Genomic DNA, 26,842 nt, shown 5'->3' on the forward strand with positions numbered 1-26,842 from the left:
GCAATCTGGTTGTGGCGATCAGTGGAGTCCGCCTGCCTCGGCCGATATCTTCACCGCTTCGGCAGTGACGATTGGTTGCGGTACATGGCAGCCGACCACACGTTCACGGGCTAGATAGATCTGCAGCGGATGTAAAACCTCATCTTGAGCCATGATTTTACGTACGACGATCCATCAACACGCAAACGGCTCGATCCTCGCGAGCTAGTCACCTCGATAGAAAACCGCGTGAAGCGGAATGAACCCTGGGAGGGTACTGATGTCAGTAGCAGCAGTAGCAAACGTTGATACCAATGCGGCAGAGCAGGAATTGACGGATGGCTTCCATCTCGTCATCGACGCGCTCAAGCTGAACGATATCAACACGATTTATGCAGTGCCGGGGATTCCGATTTCGGATCTTTGCCGCATGGCGCAGGGCGAGGGCATCCGTGTCATCTCGTTCCGCCACGAGCAGAACGCCGGCAACGCCGCCGCGATCGCCGGATATCTGACCAAGAAGCCAGGCATCTGCCTCACCGTTTCGGCTCCCGGCTTCCTCAACGGTCTGACCGCGCTGGCCAACGCCACCACCAACTGTTTCCCGATGATCCTGATCTCCGGCTCGTCCGAGCGCGAGATCGTTGACCTGCAGCAGGGCGACTACGAAGAAATGGATCAGCTGGCGATCGCCAAGCCGCTCTGCAAGGCGGCCTTCCGCGTGCTGCACGCGCAGGATGTCGGCATCGGTATCGCCCGCGCGATCCGCGCTGCATGCTCGGGCCGCCCTGGCGGCGTCTATCTCGACCTGCCGGCGAAGTTCTTCTCGCAGGTCATGACCGCGGAAGAGGGCAACAAGTCGCTCGTCAAGGTTATCGACCCCGCGCCGGAGCAGATTCCTGCGCCGCACGCCGTCAAGCGCGCGCTCGACGTTCTCAAGAGTGCCAAGCGTCCTCTGATCATTCTGGGCAAGGGCGCTTCCTACGCCCAGGTCGACGACAAGATCCGTGAGCTGGTCGAAAAGACCGGCATTCCGTTCCTGCCGATGTCGATGGCGAAGGGTATCCTGCCGGATACGCATCCGCAGTCGGCAGGTGCCGCACGTTCGACCGTGCTGAAGGATTCGGACGTTGTGCTGCTGATCGGCGCACGCCTCAACTGGCTCCTGTCGCACGGCAAGGGCAAGAGCTGGGGCTCCGCGCCGAAGAAGTTCATCCAGATCGACATCGAGCCGAAGGAAATGGACTCGAACGTCGAGATCGTTGCTCCTCTCGTCGGCGATATCGGCTCCTGCGTGTCCGCGCTGCTCGGTGGTATCGACAGCAAGTGGGCGAAGGCACCGTCCGACTGGACCGGCGCCGTCAACGCCAAGAAGGAAGCCAACATCGCCAAGATGGCTCCGAAGCTGATGAACAACGCTTCGCCGATGAACTACCACAGCGCGCTCGGCGCGTTGCGCGATGTCATCAAGGCGCGGCCGGATGCGATCCTGGTCAATGAAGGCGCCAACACGCTCGACCTCGCACGCGGCATTATCGACATGTATCAGCCGCGCAAGCGTCTCGATGTCGGCACCTGGGGTGTCATGGGCATCGGCATGGGCTTCGCCGTGGCGGCCGCAGTCGAGACCGGCAAGCCGGTTCTCGCTGTCGAGGGCGACAGTGCCTTCGGTTTCTCCGGCATGGAGGTGGAGACGATCTGCCGCTACAACCTGCCGGTCTGCGTCGTGATCTTCAACAACAATGGCATCTATCGTGGCACCGACGTCAATCCGACGGGCGGGGCGGATGTTGCGCCGATGGTGTTCGTGAAGGACGCTCGCTACGACAAGATGATGGAAGCGTTCGGTGGTGTCGGCGCTCATGTGACGACGCCGGATGAACTGAAGCGTGCCGTCAGCGCCGCGATGGATTCCGGCAAGCCGACCCTCATCAACGCGGTGATCGATCCGGCGGCGGGTACCGAGAGCGGCAACATCGGCAGCCTCAACCCGCAGAGCGTGGTTGTGAAGAAGAAATGAGTGATAACCCCGGCGCTGCTTCCTCCGGGGAGTGGCGCCGGGACCAACGGCCAATAAGAATCAACTGGAGGAAGCTATGACGAAGGCGCTCAACGGGGTCCGTATTCTGGACTTTACTCACGTTCAATCAGGACCGACTTGTACTCAGTTGCTTGCGTGGTTCGGCGCGGACGTTATCAAGGTTGAGCGTCCCGGCACCGGCGACATTACCCGCGGTCAGCTTCAGGATGTCCCGAACGCGGACAGCCTCTACTTCACGATGCTGAACCACAACAAGCGCTCTCTCACGCTCGACGCGAAGAACCCGAAGGGCAAGGAAGTCCTGACCGCGCTCATGAAGAGCTGCGATGTCATGGTCGAGAACTTCGCTCCCGGCGTGCTGGATCGCATGGGCTTCTCCTGGGAGAACATCCAGAAGATCAACCCGAAGCTGATCGTCGCTTCGATCAAGGGCTTCGGCCCCGGTCCGTTCGAGGACTGCAAAGTTTACGAAAACGTCGCGCAGTGCACCGGCGGTTCGGCTTCGACCACGGGCTTCCGTGATGGACTGCCGCTCGTGACCGGCGCCCAGATCGGCGACAGCGGCACCGGCCTGCATCTCGCCCTCGGCATCGTCACCGCGCTTTATCACCGCACCCATTCGGGCAAGGGCCAGCGCGTCACCGTCGCGATGCAGGACAGCGTGCTCAACCTTTGCCGCGTCAAGCTGCGCGACCAGCAGCGCCTCGCTCACGGCCCGCTCAAGGAATACAGCCAGTTCGGCGAAGGCATCCCATTCGGCGATGCGACCCCGCGCGCTGGCAACGATTCCGGTGGTGGCCAGCCGGGCCGCATCCTGAAGTGCAAGGGCTGGGAAACCGACCCGAACGCCTACCTCTACTTCATCACCCAGGCTCCGGTCTGGGAGAAGATCTGCGATGTGATCGGCGAGCCGACCTGGAAGACCGACCCGAACTACGCCAAGCCGGCCGCTCGTCTGCCGCGCCTGAACGAGATCTTCGGACGCATCGAACAGTGGACCATGACCAAGACCAAGTTCGAGTGCATGGACATCCTCAACAAGGTCGACATTCCGTGCGGCCCGATCCTGTCGATGAAGGAAATCTCCGAGGACAAGTCGTTGTATGCGACCGGCACTCTCGTCGAGGTCGATCACCCGACCCGTGGCAAGTACATCTCGGTCGGCAATCCGATCAAGCTGTCCGACAGCCCGGCGGAAGTCGTCCGTTCGCCGCTGCTGGGTGAGCACACCGACGAAATCCTGCGCGACGTTCTGAAGTTTTCCGAGAGCCAGATCGGCGATATCCGCTCGTCCGGCGCGCTCGGCGAAGTTCCGCTCGCCGCTGAGTAATTAAGGTCTCTCCCCCGAGGATGACCTGGCCGGGGCTAAGCCCCGGCCTTTTTTTTATTTCTGCATGACTTCTGATTTCCTCGCGTTGCGATGCAACGTGACTGTGCGATTTTCCGCACTCGATATTCCGTGACGCAGCAATTGCGATGCATCTTTAAACGATAGTGGCAAGCCGCAACGGTTGCGTTTTTCTGTCGCAGCCTTATCAAGCGATGTCTAATTTTCGTGAGAGAGAGCGGGTGATGGCCATGTCGAACGAATTGATCTCCAAAAAGACTTTGATTGCGGCGGCTTCTGCGGCCGTACTGGCATTTGCCGCCAATCCGGCGGTGGCAAAGGACATTGTTTTCGGCGCGTCTGTGCAGTTGACCGGCCCGGTCGCCAACACCGGCCGCTACTATCGCGACGCCTATGAGCTTGCGATCGAGAAGATCAATGCAGCCGGCGGCGTGAAGGTCGGCAACGAAAAGCGCAAGGTCGTTCTGAAGATTTATGACAACCAGTCCGATGTGAATTTGAGCGTGCGGCAGTACACCCAGCTCGTTTCGCAGGACAAGGTTGATTTCCTGCTCGGGCCGTTCGCCAGCAACTTCGCGCTGGCCGACTCCGCCGTCTCGGAAAAGTACAAGATTCCGATGGTGCAGGGCGGTGGCGCTTCGGACCAGATCTTCGCCCGTAAATTCAAGTATATCTTCGGCACGCTGGCGCCCGCCAGCAACTACTTCGGTTCCACCATCGAGATGATGAAGGGTCTGAAGCCTGCGCCGAAGTCAGTGGCGTTGCTGTACGCCGATGATTCCTTCGACGTGTCGGTGGGTGACGGCACCCGGCCGAAGCTGAAGGCGGCGGGTTTCGACATCGTGATGGACGAGCGCTACAGCACCAACGCGACCGACTTCAACTCGCTGTTGTCGCAGATCCGCAGCAAGAACGTCGACGCGGTGCTGGTCGCGGGTCACGAGACTGAAATTCTCAACTTCGTTCGCCAGGCCAAGAGCCTGACGGTTGCGCCGAAGATGTATTCGTTCACGGTCGGCGTTCCGAGCGAGGATTTCCGCAAGGCACTCGGCAAGGATGCCGACTACGCTTTCGGCATGACGGCCTGGCTGCCTTCGGCTGATCTGAAGGACCGCTGGTTCGGTGACGCGGCGAAGTTCGAGGCTGAGTACAAGACCAAGTTCAACTATGAGCCGGACTATCACGCCGCTTCCGGTGCCGCCGACGTCGAGGCGCTGGTTCAGGCGATCGAGGATGTCGGTTCGACCGATCCTGCGAAGGTTCGCGATGCGCTCGCCAAGGTGAAGTTCGACAGCATCTATGGTCCGATCGCGTTTGGCGCAAACGGCCAGATCGATCTGCCGCAGACCGTGATCCAGGTGCAGGGCGACAAGCTGGTTGCGATCCATGGCACCAAGGGGGCGATCAACCCCGCTAAGTACCCGATGCCGGCCTGGAATGCGCGCTAGGCCCTGGGCTTAGCGTCGCTGTTCTGAGGCTGAAGGGGAGGGGCTACCTTGGATCTGCTGCTACAAATCCTGATTAACGGCGTACTGCTCGGAGGGCTGTACGCCGTTATGGCCTTGGGCCTGGCATTGGTTTGGGGCGTGCTCAATATCGTCAATCTGGCGCACGGAGCATTCATCATGCTCGGCGCCTATTTGTCATGGCATCTCTATACGTATCTCGGCATTGATCCCTTCCTCGGATTGCCGATTACGGCGGTGGTGATGTTCGCGGTTGGCTACGCGATGCAGCGGGGGCTTCTGAACCTCGTCGTCAAGGCACCGATGTTCAACACGCTGCTCATCACGTTCGGGTTGGAAGTGGTGCTGACCTATCTGGCGCAGCTCGCATTCTCCGCCGACTTCCGCACCATCAATCCGTCCTATGCTGGTAACAGCATCCAGATCGGCACCGTGGTGCTGCCGCTGGCCCGGCTTCTGGCGTTCGGCATCGCCATCGTGTTGACGCTCGCGATGTGGCTGTTTCTTCTGCATACGCGGCTTGGCCGCGCGATCCGGGCGACCGCGCAGAACCTCGTCGCCGCGCGTCTTTACGGCGTCGAGCCGCGCCATCTTTACGCGATGACCTTCGGCATCGGCATCGGTCTTGCCGGTGCCGCGGGCGGCCTTTATGGCACCGTCTCGCAGATCAATCCGTATATCGGCGCGACGCTGACAGCCAAATCGTTCGCAATCGCCATTATCGGCGGCCTCGACAATCCGCTCGGCGTCATCGTCGGTGGCCTGTTCCTCGGCATCATTGAATCGCTTGCGGTACTCTATATCGGCGCGACCTTTGCTGACGTGGCGAGCTTCGGCGTTCTGGTGCTGGTGTTGATCGTGCGGCCCAGCGGCCTGCTTGGAAAAACAGCATGAAAGCGCTTCGCCTCCTCCTTATCCTGATCGCACTGGCCGTTCTGATCGCGGTGCCGTGGTTCGGCTCTGACGTGCTGGTGCAGTTCGGTATCAACGCGCTGTTGCTGGCCGTGCTGGCGCAAGGCTGGAACATCATCGGCGGCTATACCGGCTACGCTTCGTTCGGCAATTCGGCGTTTTACGGCCTTGGCAGCTACGGCGTTGGCATCGCCATGGTGCAGTGGGATCTGCCGTTTGGCGTTGGTCTTGCCTTTGGCGTGTTGCTGTCGGTCGTGTTCGCGATCCTGCTCGGCCTTCCGGTATTGCGGCTGAAGGGCCATTACTTCGCGATCGCGACGCTGGCGCTGGCGCAGGTCATGGCGGCCATCGTCTCCAACGTGAAGCTGGCGGGCCAGAACATCGGTCTTGTGCTGCCGCCGCTGAACAACGACATGCTGTTCTATGAACTGGCTCTGGCCTTGCTCGTGGCGGTGACGCTGACGATCTGGTGGCTGTCGCGCAGCAAGTTCGGTTTCGGCCTGATCGCCATCCGCGAGAACGAAGAGGGCGCCAAGGTGATGGGCGTCAACACGACGCTCTACAAGGTGATGGCGTTCGCACTGTCGGGTGTGTTCAGCGCGCTGGCGGGCGGCATTCATGCCTACTGGGTGACATTCATCGATCCCGAAAGCGCCTTCGATATCAGCCTCAACGTCAAGATGATCATCATGGCGGTGTTCGGCGGCCCCGGCACCGTTCTCGGCCCGATTGTCGGTGCGCTGTCGCTGTCCGCGATCTCCGAAGTCCTGTCCAGCGAAGTCACCAGCATCGCGGGCCTGTTCTTCGGCGTCGTGGTGGTCGCGGCGGTAGTGCTGATGCCGCGCGGCCTCGCAGACATCATCCGCCAGTTCCGCAAGACGGGCTGGCGTTACTTCTCCGAAAACATCAAGGCGACCCGGCTGTGAGCGCTATACTCGATGTTCAGAACGTCACGCGGCGGTTTGCCGGCCTGATTGCCGTCAACAACGTCAGCTTTTCGCTGCAGCCGAAGGAGATCCTCGGGATCATCGGCCCGAACGGCGCGGGCAAGACCACGCTGATCAGCCTGATCAGCGGTACGGTCGCGCCGACCTCCGGCGACATTCTGTTCGAAGGCAAATCGATCAATCCGCTGCAGACGTATCAACGTGCGCGCCTCGGCATCGGCCGCACCTTCCAGATCATGCGGCCGTTTCCCGGCCTGTCGGTGCTCGACAACGTCGCGGTTGGCGCGTTGTTCGGCCATGGCGGTGGTGAATCGCAATTGTCGCGGGCGCGCGAGATGGCGCGCGCGCAGCTTGATTTCGTCGGCCTCGGCGCGTTCGTCGATCAGCGCGCCGATGAACTCGGCGGACCGGGCCGCAAGCGGCTGGAACTCGCGAAGGCGCTGGCGATGCAGCCGAAAGTGCTGTTGTGCGACGAGGTGATGGCGGGTCTCAACCACGTCGAGATCGACGAGGTGATCGACGTCATCCGCAAGGTGCGCGACGAGGGCATCAGCATTCTCGTGATCGAGCACGTCATCAAGGCGATCAAAAGCCTGTCCGACCGGCTCATGGTGCTGCATCACGGTGAGAAGATTGCCGACGGCGATCCGGACACCGTTCTTTCCAATCAGGCTGTTGTCGAAGCCTATCTCGGCAAGAGGCGCGCATGACGATGGCGGCGGTTGCGGACAAGAAAGACGTGATGCTGAGCGTGCGCGGCGTCAGCGGCGGCTATGGCGGCATGCCGGTGCTCAACGATGTGTCGCTCGATGTTTATCCGGCGGAGATCGTGGCACTGGTCGGCAGTAACGGCGCCGGCAAGACCACGCTGTTGCGCGCGCTGTCGCGCGTCCTTGCCTGTACGGGCGAGATCATTCTCGACGGCAAGAATCTCGTGCCGATGACCTCGGATCAAGCGTTTGCTGTCGGCCTCGTGCAGGTGCCGGAAGGGCGGCAGTTGTTCGACCGCATGACGGTGCAGGACAATCTCTTGATGGGCGCGTTCCAGCGTAGGGACAAGGCGGGGGTCACGCGCGACCTCGACAAGATGTACACGCTGTTTCCGAAACTGTCGGAGCGCCGGCGTCAGCTCGCGGGCAGCATGTCCGGCGGCGAGCAGCAGATGTGCGCCATGGCGCGCGGCCTGATGGCGGCGCCGAAGCTTTTGATGATCGATGAAATGAGCCTCGGCCTCGCGCCGGTGATCGCCGAGCAGTTGATGGAGGTGCTGGCCTCGATCCGCAACGATGGCGTGACCGTGCTGCTCGTCGAGCAGGACATCCATCTGGCCCTGTCGGGTGCGGATCGCGGCTATGTCATGGAGACGGGCCGCATCGTCCATAGCGGATCGGCCAAGGACCTGATCGACGATCCGCAGGTGCGCAAGGCCTATCTCGGGCTTTGATTACGCAGAGGGCCTGCTGAACACGTAGGCAAGGCCCGACAGCATGATGATCCCGACGCCCGCTATCAACAGCGGGCCGGGGTTGCTGCCCATCCAGAATGCGATGAATCCGATACTCATGCCGGCGAACGCCATCAGTTTCGCCTTGCGGGGAATTGCGCCACGTTCGCGCCATGCCCGTAACATTGGCCCGAATTGGCGGTGTGAGAGAAGCCAGTTTTCAAGCCGCGGTGACGAACGGGCGAAGCAAGCCGCGGCGAGAATGAGGAATGGCGTCGTCGGCAGCACTGGCAGGAACGCGCCAATGAAGCCGAGTGCCAAGCATCCGATACCGAGAACGAGATAGATGTGACGCATGCAATGGCGACCGTGCCAATGGTCCTTGCGAAGTGATTGGACCGTCAGGCTGCCATAGGGCGGATGCTTTTTCAAAGGCGTCAGCTTTGAGCCGGGCGGAATGGTGGTTTTCCGCGATACCGATCCGAAACACTTCGCGCGCACGGGCAACGGGCCGGTCGAGTTGTTGCTGGTGGCTGCGCCAAAGGGATCGGTCGCGCCGGTGTGGCTCGGAGACAAATAGCGCGAGGCAACCCGGAACCAGCCAGTTTATGGCGCGCGCGGCTGGGTAGATCGACGAAGTTCTTGAATCAGCGTAGCTAGATCCTGGTCAGGTGGCCCGACAGTCGCGAGCTTTTTCGCGTAGCTGAGCGCAGCTGCGGCATCTCCCGCCCCTCGGCTGAACGAAACGAGGGCCTGAAGAATCTCGCGATCCTTTGGATGGTTGTGCAGGGCGTTCTTCAAAACGGTCATGGCTTCCTCGTACTGGCCGCTGGAATGCAGCGCGACAGCATAAACGTAGGCGTAGCGCGGCTGATACGGCTCCAGTTCTGTGGCTTGATGCAATTCGGTTAGCGCGCCCTCCGGCCGTTTGAGTCTTATCAGTGTTAGGCCCAGCGCCTGATGCAGGGCCGCGTCGCGCGGTGAACTCACAAGCGCAGCGTGCAGGACAATTTCGCCCTCGCTGTCCCGGCCGCGTTGCCGATAAAGATCGGCGAGGTTAATCGCCGCCGTAGCATATTGCGGACTGAGCCTGAGGGCGGCCCTGTATTCGGCCTCGGCCTCCTGCAATTGTCCACGCTGCGCGAGGAAATTTCCGAGCGTGGTACGGGATTCCGGTCGCTCCGCGTTGGCGCGCTGGGCGGCGATGAACTCGGTCGCCGCCCGATCAAAGGTCGTGCGGTCCTGTGCTGGCTGGTCCGCGGTCGGTACGGCCGCCAGCAGCGAGGCCGCCCTGATGCGGACGCCGCGAACGGGATCGGACAACAGCGGGGACACAAGGTACCAGAGCTGACCGGCGGGCACATTTTCCAACATGTCGAGGGCGCCAATCCGAACCATCGGATCGGGATCGGCAAGCGCAGTGCGGGCCGTCGCGACATTGGCCGCCGTCACGCGCGATGCAAGTTCGTCGAGTGCGCTGGCGCGGACCACAGCAGGCACCTTATGATCCGCAGCAAGGACGGACAGCAGCGCGGCGGCATCGGCCTGGTCGGTGCGGGCGGCATGGAATGCCGGTGCGTAACCTTGGAAGCCCTTTCGGATTGGACCGAACCATCGCTCGACTGCTGCGGCGGACCATTGCGGTGACTTGTCGTGATGACAGTCGTTGCATGCGTTCGGCGTTCCCAACGTGACGGACAGATCGGGACGTGGAATCCTGAAGGCGTGATCATGCCTGATATCGACCACCATATAGGTCCGGGCTGGCATGTGGCACGAGATGCAGGTCGGCGCCGGGTCGACGGTCGCATGCTGGCGATGCTTCACATCGGCGTATTTGTCGGAGGCATGGCACTGCAGGCAGACGCCTTCGCCGGAGATGCGAAGCTTCGCGCTGTGCGGCTCGTGACAATCGCTGCAGGTGACACCGGCGGCAAACATCCTGCCTTGCTTGAACGGCGTGTAATTGTACGGTTCCTCGACATCGCGGATCTGGCCGTCGGCATGATATGTGATGCGCGCCAACGCTTCGACCACATGGGTCTGCGACAACGATTGTCCGGGTATCCAGTTTTCAAGGAAACCGGCGCGGCGCGCGTGGCAGAGCCCGCAAGTCTCAACTTCTTTGCGCAGCGTTGGCGGCCCTGCGGAGCGTTGGGCGCTTCCGGTCTGTGGGTCTATCGGCCAGGTGACGCCTTGATGTTCGTCAAACCGCACCAGCAATCCCTTGCTGGAATCCTCGCGCTTGCCAAACGGCCACCAGTTCCGTTGATCGCGCGCCCAGGCGGTATGGCGCGAGCCCTGCCCATGACAGGCTTCGCAGCCGACACTGATTTCCGCCCATGTGGTGGTGAAGCGATCTTTGGCCGCGTCGTAGTTCTTGCGCAGGCCGGTCGAGTGGCACTCGGCACACATGAAATTCCAGTTCTGGTTCAGCTTGGTCCAGTGCAGGATATCGTCATGTTTGATCTCTTCGTTGGGTGAAAGGTGAAACCAGCGCTGGCCACCCCTGTCCTGCGGCCTCGAGTCCCAGGCGAGCGGCAACGCCTGCAGGCGGCCGTCGGGAAACTCGATCAGATATTGCTGCAGCGGATCGATGCCGAACGTATATTTCACTTCGAACACGGCAAGCTTACCGTCGGCGCCGTCGGTCTCGACCAGAAATTTGCCGCCCTTGCGAAAGAAGCGGGAATGCACGCCGTAATAGTCGAAGCTCGCGTCGTTGAAATTGCCGAGCACGGTCCGGTCGGTGGCGTGCTGCATCGCGGCCTTGTGCTGCGAGGCGTTCCATAATTTGGCTTCGGCCTGGTGGCAACCTGCGCAGGTTTCGCTTCCGACGAAGCTGGCGATGGATGGGCTTTGGGCTTTCGATGTCGTTCCGCTATGATTGAGAAACTGGAAGGCAACACCGAAAGCGAAGACGGCGGCCGCTGCGACTGCTATCGCTATCCAGACGGCGCGCCTCGGCAGGATGGCCTGCCGGTCTGGCTTTAGATTTAGCAGCGACGAAACCGGCAAAGGCGCGAAGGCCTTCGGTGTCTTGCTAGCTGATTTGCTCCGCTTGTGTGCCAAACGACTGCCCTTCAGCCCTGCTGCTCAACCGCGATCACGCAATCCTTCGTCGACACCACTGCATCCGGCATCCAGCATCGACTGCCTCGGCATTGTGTCAAGTGGTAGGCACGTGGTCTGCACGCAACCCTCCCACCGAGTCAATCAAGGTAAGACCGTCGCAGCGTCCGGCTAACCTCAAGCAGTATTGCGCGGTAATCACCTGCATACGGGGCTTGATCTGCGTCAATATACATATCGCTCGATCTCGACATTCTGGAAACTAGAACAACGGAGGACGCCGGGATGAAGCTATCGATTGCAATATCGGCGCTGCTGACGACGGGGCTCGTCGCCGGCTTCGTTGCTGCAAGGCCCGAAAGAGCAAGCGCGGTGGTATACTGCCAGTATGTTGAATATCCCGTTGGCTGCATCGTCAGACCTGGCGTCGTGCTGCGGCCGCGTCCTGTCGCGCGTGCTGTAGTGAGACCCGGCGCAAGAGTGCGGGGAACGCCGATGAACCGCGGCGGCCCTGTCAATCGCGCCGGCCGACGCTGATCCGGGTTTTCAACCGCTTGCACCGAGTTGTGGATGCGCGAGTGCACATGCCTGCATTAGTCATCATTTGTTGTCGTTCATTTCCCGGAGGTTGGTGACATGAGATCTATGATGACGGCGCTCGCCGCACTGTCCTCGATTGCGCTGCTGGCAATTCCGGCGAACGCGCAGCAGGCAGCTTCTCCGGAGATAGTGCTTCCGGCGGATCGTTCGGTCTTGCCGATCCCGGAACCGCAATACCCACACAGCACTGTATTCGACGCGCGCAATGCAACGCCGCCGCCTCGATTCGAAGTGAAAGCACCGGCGGCTGCGCCGAACGTGCTCATCGTCCTCATCGATGATATGGGTTTCGGTCAGTCGAGTGCCTTCGGCGGGCCGATTCACATGCCGACGGTGGAAAGTTTGGCGAACGAGGGGCTGCGCTACAACGAATTTCACACCACGGCGCTTTGTTCGCCGACCCGATCGGCGCTGCTGAGCGGCCGTAACCATCACATGAATAACTTCGGTTCGATCGCGGAAACTGCGACGACCTTTCCGGGGCAGACCGGACAGCGCCCCAACAGCGTAGCTACCGTGGCAGAGATGCTAAGGCTGAATGGCTACAGCACCGCCCATTTCGGCAAAAATCACGAAACTGCGGCGTGGGAAGTGAGTCCGTCGGGCCCGACCGACCGCTGGCCAACCCGTCAGGGCTTTGACAAGTTTTACGGGTTCATGGGCGGCGAGACCAACCAATGGGCTCCGCTGATCTATGATGGGATGACCCAGGTCGAGCCGTCGAAAGATCCGAATTACAATTTCATGACGGACATGACCAACAAGGCGATCGACTGGATGCAGTACCAGAAGTCGCTGACGCCCGATAAGCCGTTCTTCATTTACTTTGCGCCGGGCGCAACCCATGCCCCGCACCATGTGCCAAAGGAATGGATCGCCAAGTACAAGGGCAAGTTCGATCAGGGCTGGGACAAGCTGCGCGAGGAAACGCTGGCCCGCCAGATCAAGCTCGGCGTGGTGCCGCCGAATACGAAACTCGCCCCCAAGCCGGAAGCCATAAAGGACTGGGCCACGCTGAGCGCGGACGAGCAAAAGCTGTTTGCGCGCCAGATGGAAGTGTTCGCCGGCTTCGGCGAATACGCCGATACCGAGATCGGCCGGCTGATCGATGCCATCAAGGCGACCGGCCAACTCGACAACACGCTGGTCTTCTACATTGTCGGCGACAACGGCGCGAGTGCCGAAGGAGGCATGAACGGCTTGTTCAACGAGATGACCTATTTCAACGGCGTGCAGGAAACCGTTCAGGATATCCTCAAACATTACGACGACCTCGGCGGCCCGATGACGTACAGCCATTATGCGGCCGGATGGGCAGTCGCGGGAGATACGCCCTTCACGTGGACGAAGCAGGTGGCTTCGAGCTATGGCGGCACCCGCAATGGCATGGTGATTCATTGGCCGAAGGGCATTGCGGCGAAGGGTGAGCTGCGTTCGCAGTGGCATCACGTGATCGATATCGTGCCGACGATCTTGGAGGCGGCCAGCTTGCCAGAGCCCAAGAGCGTGAATGGCACGGTTCAGACACCGATCGAGGGAACGAGCATGGTCTACTCCTTTGCCGATCCCAAGGCGGACAGCACCCATAAAACGCAGTACTTCGAAATCTTCGGCAACCGCGCGGTGTACCATGATGGCTGGCTGGCCGGAACGATCCACCGGGCAGCGTGGGAAACCAAGAATCGCCGTCCGCTCGAAGAGGATATCTGGGAGCTTTACGATACGCGGACGGACTTCAGCCTGGCGAACAATCTCGCGGCAAAGAACCCGGATAAGCTGAAGGAGCTTCAGGAGCTGTTTCTCAAGGAGGCAGTCAAGTATTCTGTGTTGCCGCTCGACGACCGCACTCTGGAGCGACTGAACGCGGCGATGGTCGGACGGCCCGACTTGATGGCTGGACGTACCTCCCTGACGGTGCACGAGGGCATGCTCGGGATGTCCGAGAACGTGTTCATCAATACGAAGAACCGCTCGCATGTCATTACTGCGGATGTGGAAATCCCGAAGGCGGGTGCCAGCGGAGCCATCCTTGCCCAGGCTGGCAGGTTCGGCGGGTGGAGTCTGTACCTGAAGGATGGCAAGCCGACGTACACCTACAATTTCCTTGGCTTGCAGCGATTTACGGTGGCTTCCCAGCAGGCATTGCCGGCCGGAAAGGTCACGATCCGATTCGAGTTCGCCTACGACGGCGGCGGGATCGGCAAGGGCGGTACAGGTACGATGTTTGTCAACGGCAAAAGAGTTGCCAGCGGCCGCATCGAGCAGACTCAGTGCTGCGGCTTCTCAGCCGACGAAGGTGCCGATGTCGGGGCCGACGAGGGCACCCCCGTCACGGAGGCCTACAAGGTGCCGTTCAAATTTACCGGCAAAATCGGCGAGGTGACGATCGAGTTGAAGGAAATGAAGAAGGCCGACAGTGAAGAAGCTGTACAGGGCCGCAAGGCGGCGGTGCTGAAGAAGGGACTGTCTGATTGAGAAGACTGGGGGCGCGCAACAACAGGATTGGGCATCCTACCGCCACTACGATTCTTTGAGATCACCGCGCTCCTGAAAAAGGCGACAACACGATGACGTCGATTAAACTGGCGGCCTCTGCTGTATCTTTGTTGGCGCTTTCGGCGCTTCCCGCCAATTCCCAGCAGTACAAGATGCAAACGCCCATTCCTCCCGGCATTGCTATCCCGGACAAGGTGGAAACGCGTCTTGGGACTCTGAGTTTCTTCGGCGGTTTCCCTGACGCGGCGACGGTCGACAAGTTGTATGACAACCTCGACTTTCAGCGCGCGGTCCAAGCCTACCTGCTGGCTCTGCCCGTGGTGAATCAGGTGGCTAACCGAGACAACATTCTGCGGCTAGGCCCGGCCAACACGACCGTGCCGATCTGGGAGACGTTGGTCGACTCCCGCACCACGGAGCTCACTGCCAACAACAATACACCTTATACCTGGTTTTGGCTGGACCTCCATGACGGACCCATCGTCGTCGAAGCTCCTCCCGAGGTGCTCGGGCTCGCTGATGATATGTGGTACAATTGGAATGGCGACATAGGGCTCACTGGTCCGGATCGAGGTAAAGGCGGGAAATATCTTTTCTTGCCGCCCGGCTACACGGGTGAGGTGCCGAGAGGCTACTTCATCATTCGTCCGAACTCGTTCAGCGTCTGGACGGCCTGGCGGAGCTTCCTGGTCAATGGCGATCCGAAGCCCGGCGTAGATGCCGTCAAGAAATTCACAAAGATCTACCCGCTCAAACAGGCGGCCAAACCACCGAAACTCAATTTCGTGAACATGTCCGGTAAGCCGTTCAACATGGTCGGTCCGGGGGATTACCGGTTCTGGGAGCTTCTCAACAAAGTCGTGCAGGACGAACCCACTGACAGCGTTGACTCTACGACCCTTGGATTCTGGGCCTCAATTGGAATTGCGAAGGGCAAGCCGTTCGCACCGGACGACAGAATGAAGAAGATACTGACCGAAGCCGCCGCTGTTGGTGACGCCACCGCACGCGCCACAATGTACAAATGGCGAGGGGCCGACGGCTATTATTATCCCGACAGCAAGAGCAATTGGCGACTTGGTTTCATCGGTGGCTACAAGTTTGAGGAAAAAGGCGCCCGTCAGTTGAACGGTTACGCAGGCTTTTTCTTTTATGCCACCGGGGTCACGCCGGCGATGGATTCAAAAGCCGTTGGCGAAGGCTCGCAATACATGGCCGCCTTCGTCGACTCGAAGGGCGATGCGCTTGACGGGGGAAAGTCTTACAAGCTGCATTTGCCGTCAAACATTCCGATCAAGAACTTCTGGTCGATCATCCTCTACGACAACCAGACACGCTCGATGATCCAAACTGACCAGCAATTCCCGACGGTCGGCAGCCAAACCGAAGGCCTCAAGGTCAATGCCGACAGTTCGGTAGATGTCTTCTTCGGCCCGAAGGCGCCCGCGGGGCAGGAAAAGAACTGGGTGCAGACGGTCCCTGGTACGAGCTGGAACACCCTTTTGCGGCTCTATGGTCCGACAAAGCCCTGGTTCGACAAGGCTTGGCGGCCCGGCGAAATTGAACTTCAACAATAGCTTCTTCGTCATGTACAGCCCCGGAAAACGGTGGTGAAGTGGGCATTCTCCGATTGCGCACCCGGATGTTGCAGACAGTCGTCTGAACCAACGGGGACTGACCGAGAGCATTAGATCGGAAAGGCGATGATCATGAAAAGCTACGGTATGGCCGGGCCCCGGCTGACCAGTGTTCTCGCAGCCGCCGCAATTGCTTTGCTTTCTCCGCAAATGGCCGCCGCCGACGAAAATGGCATTTCATACTGGTTGCCGGGCCTATACGGCAGTCTTGCCGCAACGCCGACGACGCCCGGCTGGTCAATCGCCGCAATCTACTACCATGCAAGTGTGAATGCATCGGGTGCCACTGCGGCGTCGCGGGAATTCCAGGTCGGACGGCTCCCGCCCAACAGGCGGAATCGAATCGATTATATGCAATGACTTCAACGTCGGTCGACAACTGGCTGGCGGCTGCCGTGCGGGAAGCAGCAGTCGACCGCAAGCTGACGGCAGGCGAGGCCGTGTTTCGATGTGGCGACAGAACTGAGGGGCTAATTGAGGTTCTAACGGGACGTGTTCGGCTCACGCGGACTGATAGCTCCGGCCGCGAGGTGGTGTTGCATGTGGCTGATCCCGGAGAGACCTTGGCCGAGGCATCATTGTTTTCATCACGGTATCATTGCGATGCAATCGCAAGCACCCACGCAATTGTGCGCCTGTATCCCAAGCGCGAGGTGTTGGCCGCTTTCGAGGCAAGCCCGGAGGCTGCTCGGGCGTTCTCTGCGACTCTAGCTCATCAGGTGATGAACCTCCGCACCCGGATTGAACAGCGCAATATCCGTTCGGCAGCCGACCGCGTTCGACACTTTCTCGCGCTGAACACCGGTGCAGACGGCCGCACAGTCAGGCTGTCCGGCACCTTGAAAGACCTTTCTGCCGAACTGGGTCTAACGCACGAGGCCCTCTATCGAACTTTGGCGAAGCTCGAACATTCGGGCGAGATCAAACGCAGAGGATCAAAGATCATAGTTTTTCAGCGCGTATGATTGAGATCATATGCGTGGATGGAGCGGGCTGTTAAAAGGATATTTGTGGGGCACGCAGCAAAAGAGGTCCTTAATGACGAGATTTCCTTGGAAAACAGCCCTCACCGTTTCGACGCTGTTGGCCGCCACCGTGTATGCCTCTGCCCAAATGTTCTCGGACCGCATGAATGGGCACATGCAGCAAGGCGGCACGATGGACCAGATGCATCAGCAAATGATGCAGCGCGGCGGTATGGGCAACCGCGGCATGATGCACGGAGCGCAAGCCGGCGTAACCAGCACCCCAACCATGCCGGGGCAAGACGCTTTCGGCGCTATTCAAGAGGTCGTACAGATTTTGCAAGCTGACGCGAAGACGGATTGGGCGAAGGTCAACATCGAGGCATTGAGGCAGCACCTCATCGATATGAACGAAGTGACCTTGCATGCTGCCGCCACCCAACGTGACGTGGACAATGGCATCGAGATCAAAGTGACTGGCGAAGGGCGCACGCTGGAGGCGATCAAACGTATGGTACCCGCACACGTAAGCGAGCTACGCGAGATTGGCTGGAATGCAAAAAGCGACGATCTGCAAAATGGCGTCACTCTCACGGTGATAGCGAGCGAAACACAGCCGCTGACCAAGCTCAGGGCGCTCGGCTTCATGGGAATTATGGTGCAGGGCGGTCACCATCAACAGCATCACCTAATGATGGCGGCGGGGCAGTTCGTTCATTGAGGGCGTGCCGGACGGCGGCGCCTTCCTCCCGATGTGGGTGATCGTCAGGCGAGCGCCGTCGCAGCCAACGTGCTCGACCGTTGCTTCGAAACGCCAGCTCCCACGGGAAATGGATTGCCGACTTTACTTATGTCTGGGTGGCAGAAGGCTGGCTCTATGTGGCCGCCGTCATTGATCTGTTTCCCGACACGTGGTCGGCTGGTCCGTGTAACCGCGAAATGTTTTGGTGTACCCTCTAAAGAGCTTGCGATCCCGCGGACCTTCGCATTCCGTTGCAATGTCATTTTGCCAATAGTGATGATGGGTGCACGCCAGAACTTGTAAAAGCATTCGAGCTAGGAACGTACACGGGAGATCCAGCTCGTATAGAGAATTATCGATGATGAGTGCGACCCGTCCCACCGTCGTCTGTCGATACTCATGGCGGCCGACTGCATCAGCGCAGGACAAAGTCCGAGACAAAAATCGGTTGATTGCACGGACTCACAACCCTAAGTATCTGAAGATGCTCAGTAAAGATCGGCTCGAAAGTCCGCGATTTTAACGGAAATTCTGTTAAGTGTCTGATTGTACGCATAAATTTTCCATTGCGCCTATGATGGATTGGACGGACCGGCATTGCCGGGTCTTCCATCGTGCGCTGACGCGCCGGGCCTGGCTTTACACCGAGATGCTGACGACCGGCGCGGTCATTCGTGGCGACCGCGAGCGGCTGCTCGGTTTCGACGCGTGCGAGCATCCGGTGGCGTTGCAACTGGGCGGGTCCAATCCGCACGATCTCGCGGAGAGTGCGAAGATCGGCGAAGGGTTCGGCTACGACGAGATCAATCTCAATGTCGGCTGCCCCTCCGATCGCGTGCAGGATGGCCGTTTCGGCGCATGCCTGATGACCGTGCCGCAACTGGTCGGCGATTGCGTGGCGGCGATGAAGGCCGCGGTCCGCGTGCCGGTGACCGTGAAATGCCGCATCGGCGTCGATAAACAGGACCCGGAACAGGCGCTCGACGCGCTTGCGCAGAACGTGGTGACGGCGGGCGCAGATGCCTTGATCGTTCACGCCCGCAAAGCGTGGCTCGAGGGATTGTCGCCGAAAGAGAATAGGGACATTCCGCCGCTCGATTATGATCGGGTCTATCGGCTGAAGGCGGCGATGCCGGACGTCACGATCTCCATCAATGGCGGCGTTACTTCCATTGAACAGGCGAAGGCTCATCTGCAGCATGTCGATGGCGTGATGCTGGGCCGCGCCGCCTATCACGAGCCGTGGCGGCTGCTCGCTGTCGATCCCGAGCTGTTCGGTGCGTCGTCGCCGCATGCCTCGATGCATGAAGCCATCGAGTCGCTATTTCCCTATATCGAAAGGCAACGCGCGCGTGGCATGCGGTTGCACTCCATCACCCGCCATATGGTCGGTGCGTTTCATGGCGTGGCCGGTGCGCGGGCATTCCGTCGCGCGTTGGCGGAAAACTGCGTAAAGGCCGATGCAGGCGTGGAGCAGTTGCGTGATGCGCTGCGGCTGGTCGTGCCAGCCGAGGCTGCTGCGGCCTGATTACGGATAGCCGCGCAGCAGCAGTCTGTCAGGGCGGACTTCCCAGCTTTCCAGCCTGTTGAGGAAGCTCATGCCGAGCAGGTTGGTTTTCAGCCGGCCGCGCGGCACAACGAGCGCCGGCACTGACAATTCAACGAGCTTTCCGACCGCCAGCCGGTCGAGCGTGACGCGCGCTGCGCGGACATGGCCGCCAGCAGTCTCGACCTCGACATCGTAGGTCGCAAGATCGAGCGGCAGGCCCGCGGCTTTCGCGGTTTCGTAAGTGAGCACGACGGATGTAGCGCCGGTGTCGATCACCATCGGTGTTTTGACGCCATTGATCCTGGCGCGGAGCGCGAATTCGCCGCTATGGGTGCGGGAAATTTCTACCGCGCGAGTGTCGCGGCGGGTGTAGTGGTTGACCGCATTCAGCGCGGTGCGTTTTGCGCTCTCGAAACCGGTCGGATTCTGCACGGCATAGATAGAGCCGGCGGTGCCGAGCAGGACGATGATAACTGTCAGAAACCGGATCACGGCGAACCTGCCATCATGCTGTCGGAGGTCAGCAACAGACCTCGAGCCAGCGCACCAGCGCAGGTGGCACTTTCATCCCGGCATCGGTCATGCGCCTCACCAGCGTGACCATGATGGCGGCTCGCTCCTCGGGCGTCAGAGCGGCCCAGTCGGAAATCTCCTGCATCGTCCGCCCGCAGCCCAGGCAAAGCCCGGTCTCGGGGCTCATCACGCAGACGGAGATGCACGGCGACTCGTAGCTCATGCCTCCTATAAAAGGCCGCCGGTGTTTCAGCGCAAGCCGTGTGTTGTGCGGCCATGGCTCAGAGCCCCGTTCCTGCATTCATGATCGGCCGTCCGCGCGGCCGGCTTCGTTCATCGCTCATGTCGAGTTGATCTGGCTGCAGCGGTGGGCCTTCCGGCATCGGAGCAAGCGCCGCCATCACACGCTCGGGCGGGAAGGTGATGATGACCTCGGTGCCGATGCGCAGCTTCGATTTCAGCGTGAAGGTACCGCCGTGCATATCGATCAGGTTCTTGGCGATCGGCAGGCCGAGGCCCGCGCCTTGCTCGGCCGACTTGATCGAGTTCGAGCCCTGTCCGAAGGACGCCAGCACGATCGGGATTTCATCCTCGGGAATGCCGGAGCCGGTGTCCTTGACACTGAGGTACTGCCCGCCGGATGCGGTCCAGCCGGACTTCAGCCAGATCTCGCCGCCTTGCGGGGTGAACTTAATGGCGTTGGACAGAAGGTTGAGCACGATCTGGCGCGTGGCGCGCTCGTCGCCCCATAGCTTCGGCATTTCATCCTCGAAGACTTCGTGGATGGTGATACCCCGGCTCGATGCGCGCAGCTTCAGGAGGTGGTGGCAGTCGGCGACCACATGAACGAGCGAGAAGGGCTCCTCGTTCAACTCATAGCGGCCGGCCTCGATGCGCGACAGATCGAGAATCTCGTTGATGAGATTGAGAAGATGCACGCCCGAATTGTGGATGTCGGCGGAGTAGTCCTTGTAGACGGCCACCGCGTGGGATCCGAAAATCTCGCTTTTCATGACTTCCGAGAAGCCGAGAATGGCGTTCAGCGGCGTTCGCAGCTCGTGGCTCATCTGCGCAAGGAAACGCGATTTGGAGACGTTGGCGGCTTCGGCGCGGTGCCGCGCCTCGTCGGAGATCGCCTTGGCCTGTTCAAGCTCGCCGATCAGCGCGTCCTTTTCGGCGCGCGCTTCCAGCGTGGCGAGCGTGGTCGAGTGCAGCCGGTGGGCGAGCAGGGCGAAGTAGCATTCGGCAGCAACCGCAAGTGCTGCCAGAATGTAAGCGTCGAGCGTGCCGCGCAGCACGAAATTCAATGCAATGGCCGCTGTCACTGGAATGGTCGAGGCGAAGGCCGCGATGGGCAGGCTTGCCGCGAGCATGCTCGAGACCGCAACGACGAGCAGCATCAGGAACAGCATCAACGTGTTCGACACCACGTCGACACCGGATGGATGAACGAGGATCAGTGTCCAGCCAAGACCATAGAGCAGGTCGAGCGCGACAAAACGGTGGCGCCATCTGCGCGTGGTCGCGGGAGCCGGCGGCAGGTTCATGAATCTCGAGCAGAGGCGGATGACGACGGCATGAATCGCCAGAATTCCGCAAGTCCAGATGCCCGCATACAGCATCGGCAGCCAGAGGCTGGAGAGCGCCCCCGTGGCGACCACAAGCAGGATCACCACGAGCGAGGCGGACATGCGCGTCTGGGCATACTGACGCAGCAGTTCGTGATCGAATGCAGGACGGGTGCCGCTCGACGAGGTCAGGCGGTCACGCGCTTCTCGGACGCGTTGGGCGGCCACGCGCCGTGTCCTGGCAGGCGCAGCGGCCACGCTATCGGCCGGAGAGGGCACGAGATCACTCATTTACAAACAAATTCCCGGTACGCGCAGGGCACGGATTTTCCCGCCTCCATTTCTGGCGGGAAATTCTTAAGAGGGGCCTTAAAGACAGATTTAATCAGGTTAATGAAAAGTAAATCTGCGGCCCGCCGCCGCCGTGCCGCCGGCTTTCGGTGAAAGCTGCGGGGGATCAGGTCGCGGACGAGTTGTCGGCGGCTGAACGGCTGATGAGATCGACCCGGCGGATTGCCGGGACCTCGTTCAACCTGTTCTTGAAGTCGGCGATATCCTGCGAGGACACCTTGTTCAGAAGGACGAGGATTTCGTCGTTACCCTCATCGCCACTGCGATTTTCCACCACGAAGCGTTTGATCTGACTAACCCGCAGCGACAGCGTCTGGCGCAATTCCTCCGGGCTCAGGGCGCCACGCTCCGCCGTGATCTTGAAATGGACGGTCTGGTTGCGGGCACGGTAGGCCTCCTCCAGCGGCTTCACGCCGGCCAGAATGATCAGGATCAGGATGGTGGAGGCTGTGCCTGCGAAGTAGAGGCCGCCGCCGATGGCAAGCCCGATCGCTGCGACGGTCCAGATGCTGGCCGCGGTGGTCAGTCCCTTGATGATCTCGCCACGGGCGAGGATCGAGCCCGCGCCGAGAAAGCCGATGCCCGAGACGACCTGCGCGGCGACGCGGGAGGGGTCCAGCACGGTATGCTCCTGGCCCAGCACGCCGGCAAACCCGTAAGCCGATACGATCATGATTAGGCATGAGCCGACGCACACCAGCATGTGGGTGCGGATGCCGGCGGCCCAGAGCAGGCGTTCACGCTCGAAGCCGACCATGCTGCCCAGGGCCGCGGCCGCGGCCAACCGAAGAAGGATTTCGACGTTGCTGATGTTGCTGATCATCGGCGCTCCACCTTGCGGGAGGGCTAATGAAAGATCGGAACGAGCCAATACACAAGGGCGGCGACGGCGGCGGCGGCGGGGATGGTGATAATCCAGGCGACCACGATGGAGCTTGCGATATTCCAGCGGACGGCGGACAGCCGCCGCGCCGAGCCGACGCCGACGATGGCGCCGGTGATGGTGTGGGTGGTCGAGACCGGAACGCCGAGTGCGGTCGCCGCAAACAGCGTCAGTGCGCCGCCAGTTTCGGCGCAGAAGCCCTGCATCGGATTGAGGTGGGTGATGCGGCTGCCCATGGTGCGCACGATGCGCCAGCCGCCCATCAGGGTGCCAAGCGCCATCGCCGCCTGGCAGGCCAGAACGACCCAGAGCGGGACATGAAAATGATCGCCGCCATAACCCTGCGAGAACAGCAGGATCGCGATGATGCCCATGGTCTTCTGCGCGTCGTTGCCGCCATGGCCGAGCGAGTAGAGCGATGCGGAGCCGAATTGCAGGATGCGGAAGGCGCTGTCCACCATGAACGGCGTCGAACGCGCGGAGCACCACGCCACGACGACGATCAGGACGAGCGCGAGGACGAACCCGATCATTGGAGACAGGAAAATCGCCAGAATGGTTTTGGTGAGGCCCGACCATTCCAGCGCGACGAAGCCCGCCTTTGCAAGCCCGGCGCCGACCAGCCCGCCGATCAACGCGTGCGAGCTTGAGGAGGGAATGGCCGCCGCCCAGGTGATGAGATTCCAGACGATCGCACCCATGAGGGCTGCGAAGATCACATGCGGATCGACGATGCCGGGGTCGATGATCCCGGTGCCCAGCGTCTCGGCGACGTGGAGGCCGAAAAACAGGAACGCGATGAAATTGAAGAAGGCTGCCCACAGCACCGCATATTGCGGCTTCAGCACCCGCGTGGAGACGATCGTTGCGATCGAGTTCGCGGCATCGTGCAGGCCGTTGAGAAAATCGAACAGCAGCGCGACCGCGACCAGGCCGATCAGAAGTTGAGGCGTGAGTGAAGCGGTCACGAGACTATCCGTTCAGACCTGTTCAATCACGATGCTGTTGATCTCATTGGCGACGTCGTCGAAACGGTCCGCCACTTTCTCGAGATGGTCGTAGATTTCGGCCCCGACGATGTAGTCCATGGCATTGCCGCTGCGGTGCTTGAGGAACAGTTTCTTCAAACCGAGATCGTGCAGGTCGTCCACCTTGCCTTCAAGCCGCGTCAGTTCTTCCGTGATGGAGGAGAGCGTGGCGACGTTGGCGCCGATCGATTGCAGGAGAGGCAGGGCGCGGACCACGAGCTCGGCGCAGTGCTGGATGATGGCGCCCATCTCCTGCATCGGCTGGTCGAACTCCTTGACCTCGAACAGCCGGACCGTTTTGGCCGTCTGCTGCATCTGGTCGATGGCGTCATCCATCGCGGCGATAAGGTTCTTGATATCGCCGCGGTCGAAGGGCGTGATGAAAGAGCGCCGGATCGCCATCATCACTTCGCGGGTGATGTTGTCGGCCTCGTTCTCATACTGGCTGATCTTGTCGCAGTAGAATTCGATTTCGGCCCCGCCCCGGAGCATGCCCTGGAGGGCTTCCGCCCCGTCGACGAGTGTTCGGGAATGTCTGGCAAATAGCTCAAAGAACGAATGTTCCTTTGGCATCAATGCCTTGAACCAGCGCATAAACGTGCCCCCGCTACAGATTGCGTGAACCTTTTATGTCATTTTCGCCATTTGGCGCAGAATTTTCCGCGTCAAAAATCTTCATCCACCGCTTTAAGGAGGATCAATCTTGCCCCGATTTGACTGAAAAAATGTCGCCGGGCCAGCGGTGGTACCGCCGGAGGCGGAGTGGTAAGACCGTCTCGGTCGCGGGAGGCGGAAGGCCCCGCTATTTGGGGAAAAGTCCCTGCGATCAGGCTGTCAGGAGACCGATGTGAGTGTGACCAAAGACGACGTTTTAAACAGTTTGGCCAAGATTCAGACCCCCAAGGGCGTGCCGCTCCCGGCCGCGAAGGTCCTGTCCGAGATCACGGCAACCGACGGCAAGGTTTTTTTCTCCCTGACGGTGGATGCGGCGGAAGCCCGCGCCTGGGAGGCGATCAGGGCCCAGGCGGAGGAGACAGTGCGCGCCCTTCCGGGGATCAAGACGGTGATGGTCGCGCTGACGGCCGAGCGGCGCCCGGGCTCCGGGCCAACAGGTGGCGTCAAGCCGGCGGCTGCGCATCATCACGGCGCGGGCGGGGATTCGCCGATGGGCAAGCAGAAGGCCATTCCCGGCATCAAGACCATCATTGCGGTGGCTTCGGGCAAGGGCGGGGTCGGCAAATCGACGACGGCCCTCAATCTGGCGCTCGGTCTGCGCGACCTCGGGCTGAAAACCGGGCTGCTCGACGCCGATATTTACGGACCGTCCGTGCCGAGGCTGACGGGCGTCAAGGAGATGCCGAAGCTCACCGACGACAAGAAGATGATTCCGCTTCAGCGCTTCGGCCTGACGCTGATGTCGATCGGATTCCTGGTGGCCGAAGAAACCGCGATGATCTGGCGCGGGCCGATGATCCAGTCGGCGGTCAAGCAGATGCTGCAGGATGTCGCCTGGGGAGACCTCGACGTGCTGGTGGTCGACATGCCGCCGGGGACAGGCGACGTCCAGCTTTCGCTCGCCCAGCAGGTGCCGCTGGCGGGCGCTGTCATCGTTTCGACGCCGCAGGATCTCGCCTTGATCGACGCACGGCGCGGAATCACGATGTTCAAGAAGGTCGATGTTCCGACCCTCGGCATTATCGAGAATATGAGCTATTTCATGTGCCCGCACTGCAATACGCGATCCGATATTTTCGGACATGGCGGCGCGCGTCATGAGGCGGAGCGGGTCGGCGTTCCATTCCTGGGCGAAATACCGCTCGATATCGCCATTCGCGAGGGTTCGGACGAAGGCCGCCCGGTGCTGGAGACCGATCCATCCGGCAAGCATGCGGAAATCTATCGTGCCATCGCCGGAAAGATCAAAGACGCATTGCGGCTACAAACGGCCGCCGCCTGAGCGGTAATATTTCGACACCTGCTGCTTATGCGACCTTGTGTTTAGCGTCGCTGCACGACTTGTCGCGTTTTGAACTTGAAAGTTCCATGCTAGACGGCAAGTTTAGCGGACTCGAAGGTCTGCCAGAGGAGGTAGAAGTAAATGAAGCGTCGCGATTTTCTCAAAGTAACGGCTGCGGGCGCAGCAACGGCAGCCGTCGCCTCGCCGGCGATTGCCCAATCGTCGCCTGAGGTCAAATGGCGGCTGACGTCCAGCTTCCCGAAGTCGCTGGATACGATCTATGGCGCGGCCGAGCTGATGGCGAAGCAGGTCGCCGAAATGACCGACAACAAGTTTCAGATCCAGGTCTTCGCCGCTGGCGAGGTCGTGCCGGGTCTGCAAGCGCTGGATGCCACCTCGAACGGCACCGTCGAGATGTGCCATACAGCCACTTACTATTACGTCGGCAAGGATCCGACCTTCGCGATCTATGCGGCCGTTCCGTTCGGCCTCAATGCGCGCATGCAGAATTCCTGGTGGTATCAGGGCGGCGGTGAACAGCTCGCCAACGAGTTTTTCAAGAAGCATGGCGTGATCGCACATCCCTGCGGCAACACCGGCACCCAGATGGGCGGCTGGTTCCGCAAGGAGATCAAGACCGTTTCCGATCTCTCCGGCCTGAAGATGCGCATCGGCGGCATCGCAGGGCAGGTGCTGGCGAAGCTCGGCGTCGTGCCGCAGCAGCTCGCCGGCGGCGACATCTATCCGTCGCTGGAAAAGGGCACCATCGATGCGGCCGAGTGGATCGGTCCGTATGACGATGAAAAGCTCGGCTTCAACAAGGTTGCGCCGTATTATTACTATCCCGGCTTCTGGGAAGGCGGCCTGATGGTCCACTCGCTCACCAATCTTGAGAAGTGGAATGCGCTGCCGAAGCACTATCAGTCGATTCTGGCGAACGCGAACGCGAACGCCAACACGCTGATGGCCGCGCGTTATGATCTGCAGAACCCCGGCGCCCTCAAGCGTCTGGTTGCGGGCGGCACGCAGCTTCGTCCGTTCAGCAATGAAGTGCTCGAGGCAAGCCTCAAGGCGACCAACACCCTCTGGGCTGAAATTTCGGCGAAAAACCCGGATTTCAAGAAGTCGATCGACGCGATGCAGGCCTATCGCGGCGACGAGTATCTGTGGTGGCAGGTTGCCGAATACACCTTCGACAGCTTCCAGATCCGTTCGCGCACCCGCGGCTGATCGATCATCACGTGAAATCGAAGCCCGGCCCCGCAGGGGCCGGGCTTTTTGCTGCGCAGAAGATTCTGCTGCATTGCACGAGAAGACCCTCGTGTGACGATGATAATCCTTTTT

Annotated in this window: 25 protein-coding genes and 1 pseudogene; 18 read left to right on the forward strand and 8 right to left on the reverse strand. The window is 60.6% G+C overall.

From position 1 onward, the window contains the following. Positions 1-259 precede the first annotated feature (259 nt). The 7 genes from oxc to AFIDRAFT_RS09480 all read left to right on the forward strand — a co-directional run bounded on the left by oxc (position 260) and on the right by AFIDRAFT_RS09480 (position 8,137). Complete coding sequence (oxc, locus tag AFIDRAFT_RS09450) at positions 260-1,999, forward strand: oxalyl-CoA decarboxylase (RefSeq protein WP_009339107.1); 1,740 nt, start codon at positions 260-262, stop codon at positions 1,997-1,999. A 76-nt stretch (positions 2,000-2,075) separates the two neighbouring features. Next, entirely contained in the window at positions 2,076-3,350 is a 1,275-nt protein-coding gene (frc, locus tag AFIDRAFT_RS09455) for a formyl-CoA transferase (RefSeq protein ID WP_009339109.1), read from the forward strand. A 248-nt stretch (positions 3,351-3,598) separates the two neighbouring features. Further along, positions 3,599-4,816, forward strand: coding sequence for an amino acid ABC transporter substrate-binding protein (locus AFIDRAFT_RS09460; protein WP_245258155.1), 1,218 nt, complete (start codon positions 3,599-3,601; stop codon positions 4,814-4,816). Positions 4,817-4,864: 48 nt separating this feature from the next. Beyond that, positions 4,865-5,728 (forward strand): branched-chain amino acid ABC transporter permease, encoded by an 864-nt coding sequence (locus AFIDRAFT_RS09465; protein ID WP_009339112.1) that lies wholly within the window; start codon positions 4,865-4,867, stop codon positions 5,726-5,728. Continuing rightward, a complete protein-coding gene (locus tag AFIDRAFT_RS09470; RefSeq protein ID WP_009339113.1) occupies positions 5,725-6,672 on the forward strand; it encodes a branched-chain amino acid ABC transporter permease in 948 nt (315 codons plus the stop codon). Before AFIDRAFT_RS09465 ends, AFIDRAFT_RS09470 begins: the two co-directional genes overlap by 4 nt. Then, positions 6,669-7,403, forward strand: coding sequence for an ABC transporter ATP-binding protein (locus tag AFIDRAFT_RS09475; protein ID WP_009339116.1), 735 nt, complete (start codon positions 6,669-6,671; stop codon positions 7,401-7,403). Before AFIDRAFT_RS09470 ends, AFIDRAFT_RS09475 begins: the two co-directional genes overlap by 4 nt. Beyond that, positions 7,400-8,137, forward strand: a complete 738-nt coding sequence (locus tag AFIDRAFT_RS09480; RefSeq protein WP_009339119.1) for an ABC transporter ATP-binding protein — start codon at positions 7,400-7,402, stop codon at positions 8,135-8,137. The genes AFIDRAFT_RS09475 and AFIDRAFT_RS09480 overlap by 4 nt, the downstream gene beginning before the upstream one ends. On the opposite strand, the gene AFIDRAFT_RS09485 is transcribed toward AFIDRAFT_RS09480, so the two are convergent. After that, positions 8,138-8,494: a YbaN family protein gene (locus AFIDRAFT_RS09485; RefSeq protein WP_009339121.1), complete on the reverse strand. Its 357-nt coding sequence runs from the start codon at positions 8,492-8,494 to the stop codon at positions 8,138-8,140. It lies immediately after the preceding gene. Between the two features lie 100 nt (positions 8,495-8,594). Here AFIDRAFT_RS09485 and AFIDRAFT_RS20345 point away from each other — a divergent pair, with 100 nt between their 5' ends. Beyond that, complete coding sequence (locus tag AFIDRAFT_RS20345; protein ID WP_009339123.1) at positions 8,595-8,717, forward strand: hypothetical protein; 123 nt, start codon at positions 8,595-8,597, stop codon at positions 8,715-8,717. 26 nt (positions 8,718-8,743) lie between these two features. On the opposite strand, the gene AFIDRAFT_RS09490 is transcribed toward AFIDRAFT_RS20345, so the two are convergent. Beyond that, positions 8,744-10,900, reverse strand: coding sequence for a tetratricopeptide repeat protein (locus AFIDRAFT_RS09490; RefSeq protein WP_009339125.1), 2,157 nt, complete (start codon positions 10,898-10,900; stop codon positions 8,744-8,746). A 594-nt stretch (positions 10,901-11,494) separates the two neighbouring features. Here AFIDRAFT_RS09490 and AFIDRAFT_RS20210 point away from each other — a divergent pair. The 8 genes and pseudogenes from AFIDRAFT_RS20210 (at position 11,495) to dusA (ending at position 19,177) form a co-directional block, all read left to right on the forward strand. After that, positions 11,495-11,746: a hypothetical protein gene (locus AFIDRAFT_RS20210; RefSeq protein WP_009339127.1), complete on the forward strand. Its 252-nt coding sequence runs from the start codon at positions 11,495-11,497 to the stop codon at positions 11,744-11,746. Positions 11,747-11,857: 111 nt separating this feature from the next. Then, positions 11,858-14,284, forward strand: a complete 2,427-nt coding sequence (locus AFIDRAFT_RS09495; RefSeq protein WP_245258156.1) for an arylsulfatase — start codon at positions 11,858-11,860, stop codon at positions 14,282-14,284. A gap of 92 nt (positions 14,285-14,376) precedes the next feature. Next, a complete protein-coding gene (locus AFIDRAFT_RS09500) occupies positions 14,377-15,882 on the forward strand; it encodes a DUF1254 domain-containing protein (RefSeq protein ID WP_009339131.1) in 1,506 nt (501 codons plus the stop codon). A gap of 132 nt (positions 15,883-16,014) precedes the next feature. Continuing rightward, the gene (locus AFIDRAFT_RS20410) at positions 16,015-16,302 is read left to right on the forward strand and encodes a hypothetical protein (RefSeq protein WP_198007809.1); all 288 of its coding nucleotides are present in this window, start codon (positions 16,015-16,017) and stop codon (positions 16,300-16,302) included. After that, a complete protein-coding gene (locus AFIDRAFT_RS09510; protein WP_009339134.1) occupies positions 16,299-16,907 on the forward strand; it encodes a Crp/Fnr family transcriptional regulator in 609 nt (202 codons plus the stop codon). Before AFIDRAFT_RS20410 ends, AFIDRAFT_RS09510 begins: the two co-directional genes overlap by 4 nt. 73 nt (positions 16,908-16,980) lie before the next feature. Further along, positions 16,981-17,628: a hypothetical protein gene (locus AFIDRAFT_RS19120; protein WP_009339135.1), complete on the forward strand. Its 648-nt coding sequence runs from the start codon at positions 16,981-16,983 to the stop codon at positions 17,626-17,628. Between the two features lie 3 nt (positions 17,629-17,631). Further along, positions 17,632-17,836: pseudogene (locus AFIDRAFT_RS19780) on the forward strand (IS3 family transposase); the annotation flags it as partial. Between the two features lie 351 nt (positions 17,837-18,187). After that, positions 18,188-19,177, forward strand: a complete 990-nt coding sequence (dusA, locus tag AFIDRAFT_RS09520) for a tRNA dihydrouridine(20/20a) synthase DusA (protein ID WP_283804991.1) — start codon at positions 18,188-18,190, stop codon at positions 19,175-19,177. On the opposite strand, the gene AFIDRAFT_RS09525 is transcribed toward dusA, so the two are convergent. The 6 genes from AFIDRAFT_RS09525 to AFIDRAFT_RS09550 form a co-directional block, all read right to left on the reverse strand. Beyond that, entirely contained in the window at positions 19,178-19,690 is a 513-nt protein-coding gene (locus AFIDRAFT_RS09525; protein ID WP_009339137.1) for a TIGR02281 family clan AA aspartic protease, read from the reverse strand. It abuts the gene before it with no gap. 28 nt (positions 19,691-19,718) lie between these two features. Further along, complete coding sequence (locus AFIDRAFT_RS09530) at positions 19,719-19,934, reverse strand: DUF1289 domain-containing protein (RefSeq protein ID WP_009339138.1); 216 nt, start codon at positions 19,932-19,934, stop codon at positions 19,719-19,721. A gap of 58 nt (positions 19,935-19,992) precedes the next feature. Then, positions 19,993-21,570: a sensor histidine kinase gene (locus AFIDRAFT_RS09535; RefSeq protein ID WP_009339139.1), complete on the reverse strand. Its 1,578-nt coding sequence runs from the start codon at positions 21,568-21,570 to the stop codon at positions 19,993-19,995. Positions 21,571-21,736: 166 nt separating this feature from the next. After that, positions 21,737-22,453 carry an MgtC/SapB family protein gene (locus AFIDRAFT_RS09540; protein WP_009339140.1) on the reverse strand — a complete coding sequence of 239 codons (717 nt, stop codon included), beginning with the start codon at positions 22,451-22,453 and terminating at the stop codon, positions 21,737-21,739. A 23-nt stretch (positions 22,454-22,476) separates the two neighbouring features. After that, entirely contained in the window at positions 22,477-23,481 is a 1,005-nt protein-coding gene (locus tag AFIDRAFT_RS09545) for an inorganic phosphate transporter (RefSeq protein ID WP_009339141.1), read from the reverse strand. A gap of 12 nt (positions 23,482-23,493) precedes the next feature. Then, positions 23,494-24,135 carry a DUF47 domain-containing protein gene (locus AFIDRAFT_RS09550; RefSeq protein ID WP_009339142.1) on the reverse strand — a complete coding sequence of 214 codons (642 nt, stop codon included), beginning with the start codon at positions 24,133-24,135 and terminating at the stop codon, positions 23,494-23,496. A 253-nt stretch (positions 24,136-24,388) separates the two neighbouring features. Between AFIDRAFT_RS09550 and AFIDRAFT_RS09555 the strand changes: the two genes are divergently transcribed. Continuing rightward, positions 24,389-25,498, forward strand: coding sequence for an Mrp/NBP35 family ATP-binding protein (locus AFIDRAFT_RS09555; RefSeq protein WP_009339143.1), 1,110 nt, complete (start codon positions 24,389-24,391; stop codon positions 25,496-25,498). Positions 25,499-25,639: 141 nt separating this feature from the next. Then, positions 25,640-26,728: a TRAP transporter substrate-binding protein gene (locus AFIDRAFT_RS09560; protein WP_009339144.1), complete on the forward strand. Its 1,089-nt coding sequence runs from the start codon at positions 25,640-25,642 to the stop codon at positions 26,726-26,728. Positions 26,729-26,842: the final 114 nt, after the last annotated feature.

The organism is Afipia sp. 1NLS2, from assembly GCF_000178995.1.
Lineage (GTDB): Bacteria > Pseudomonadota > Alphaproteobacteria > Rhizobiales > Xanthobacteraceae > Afipia.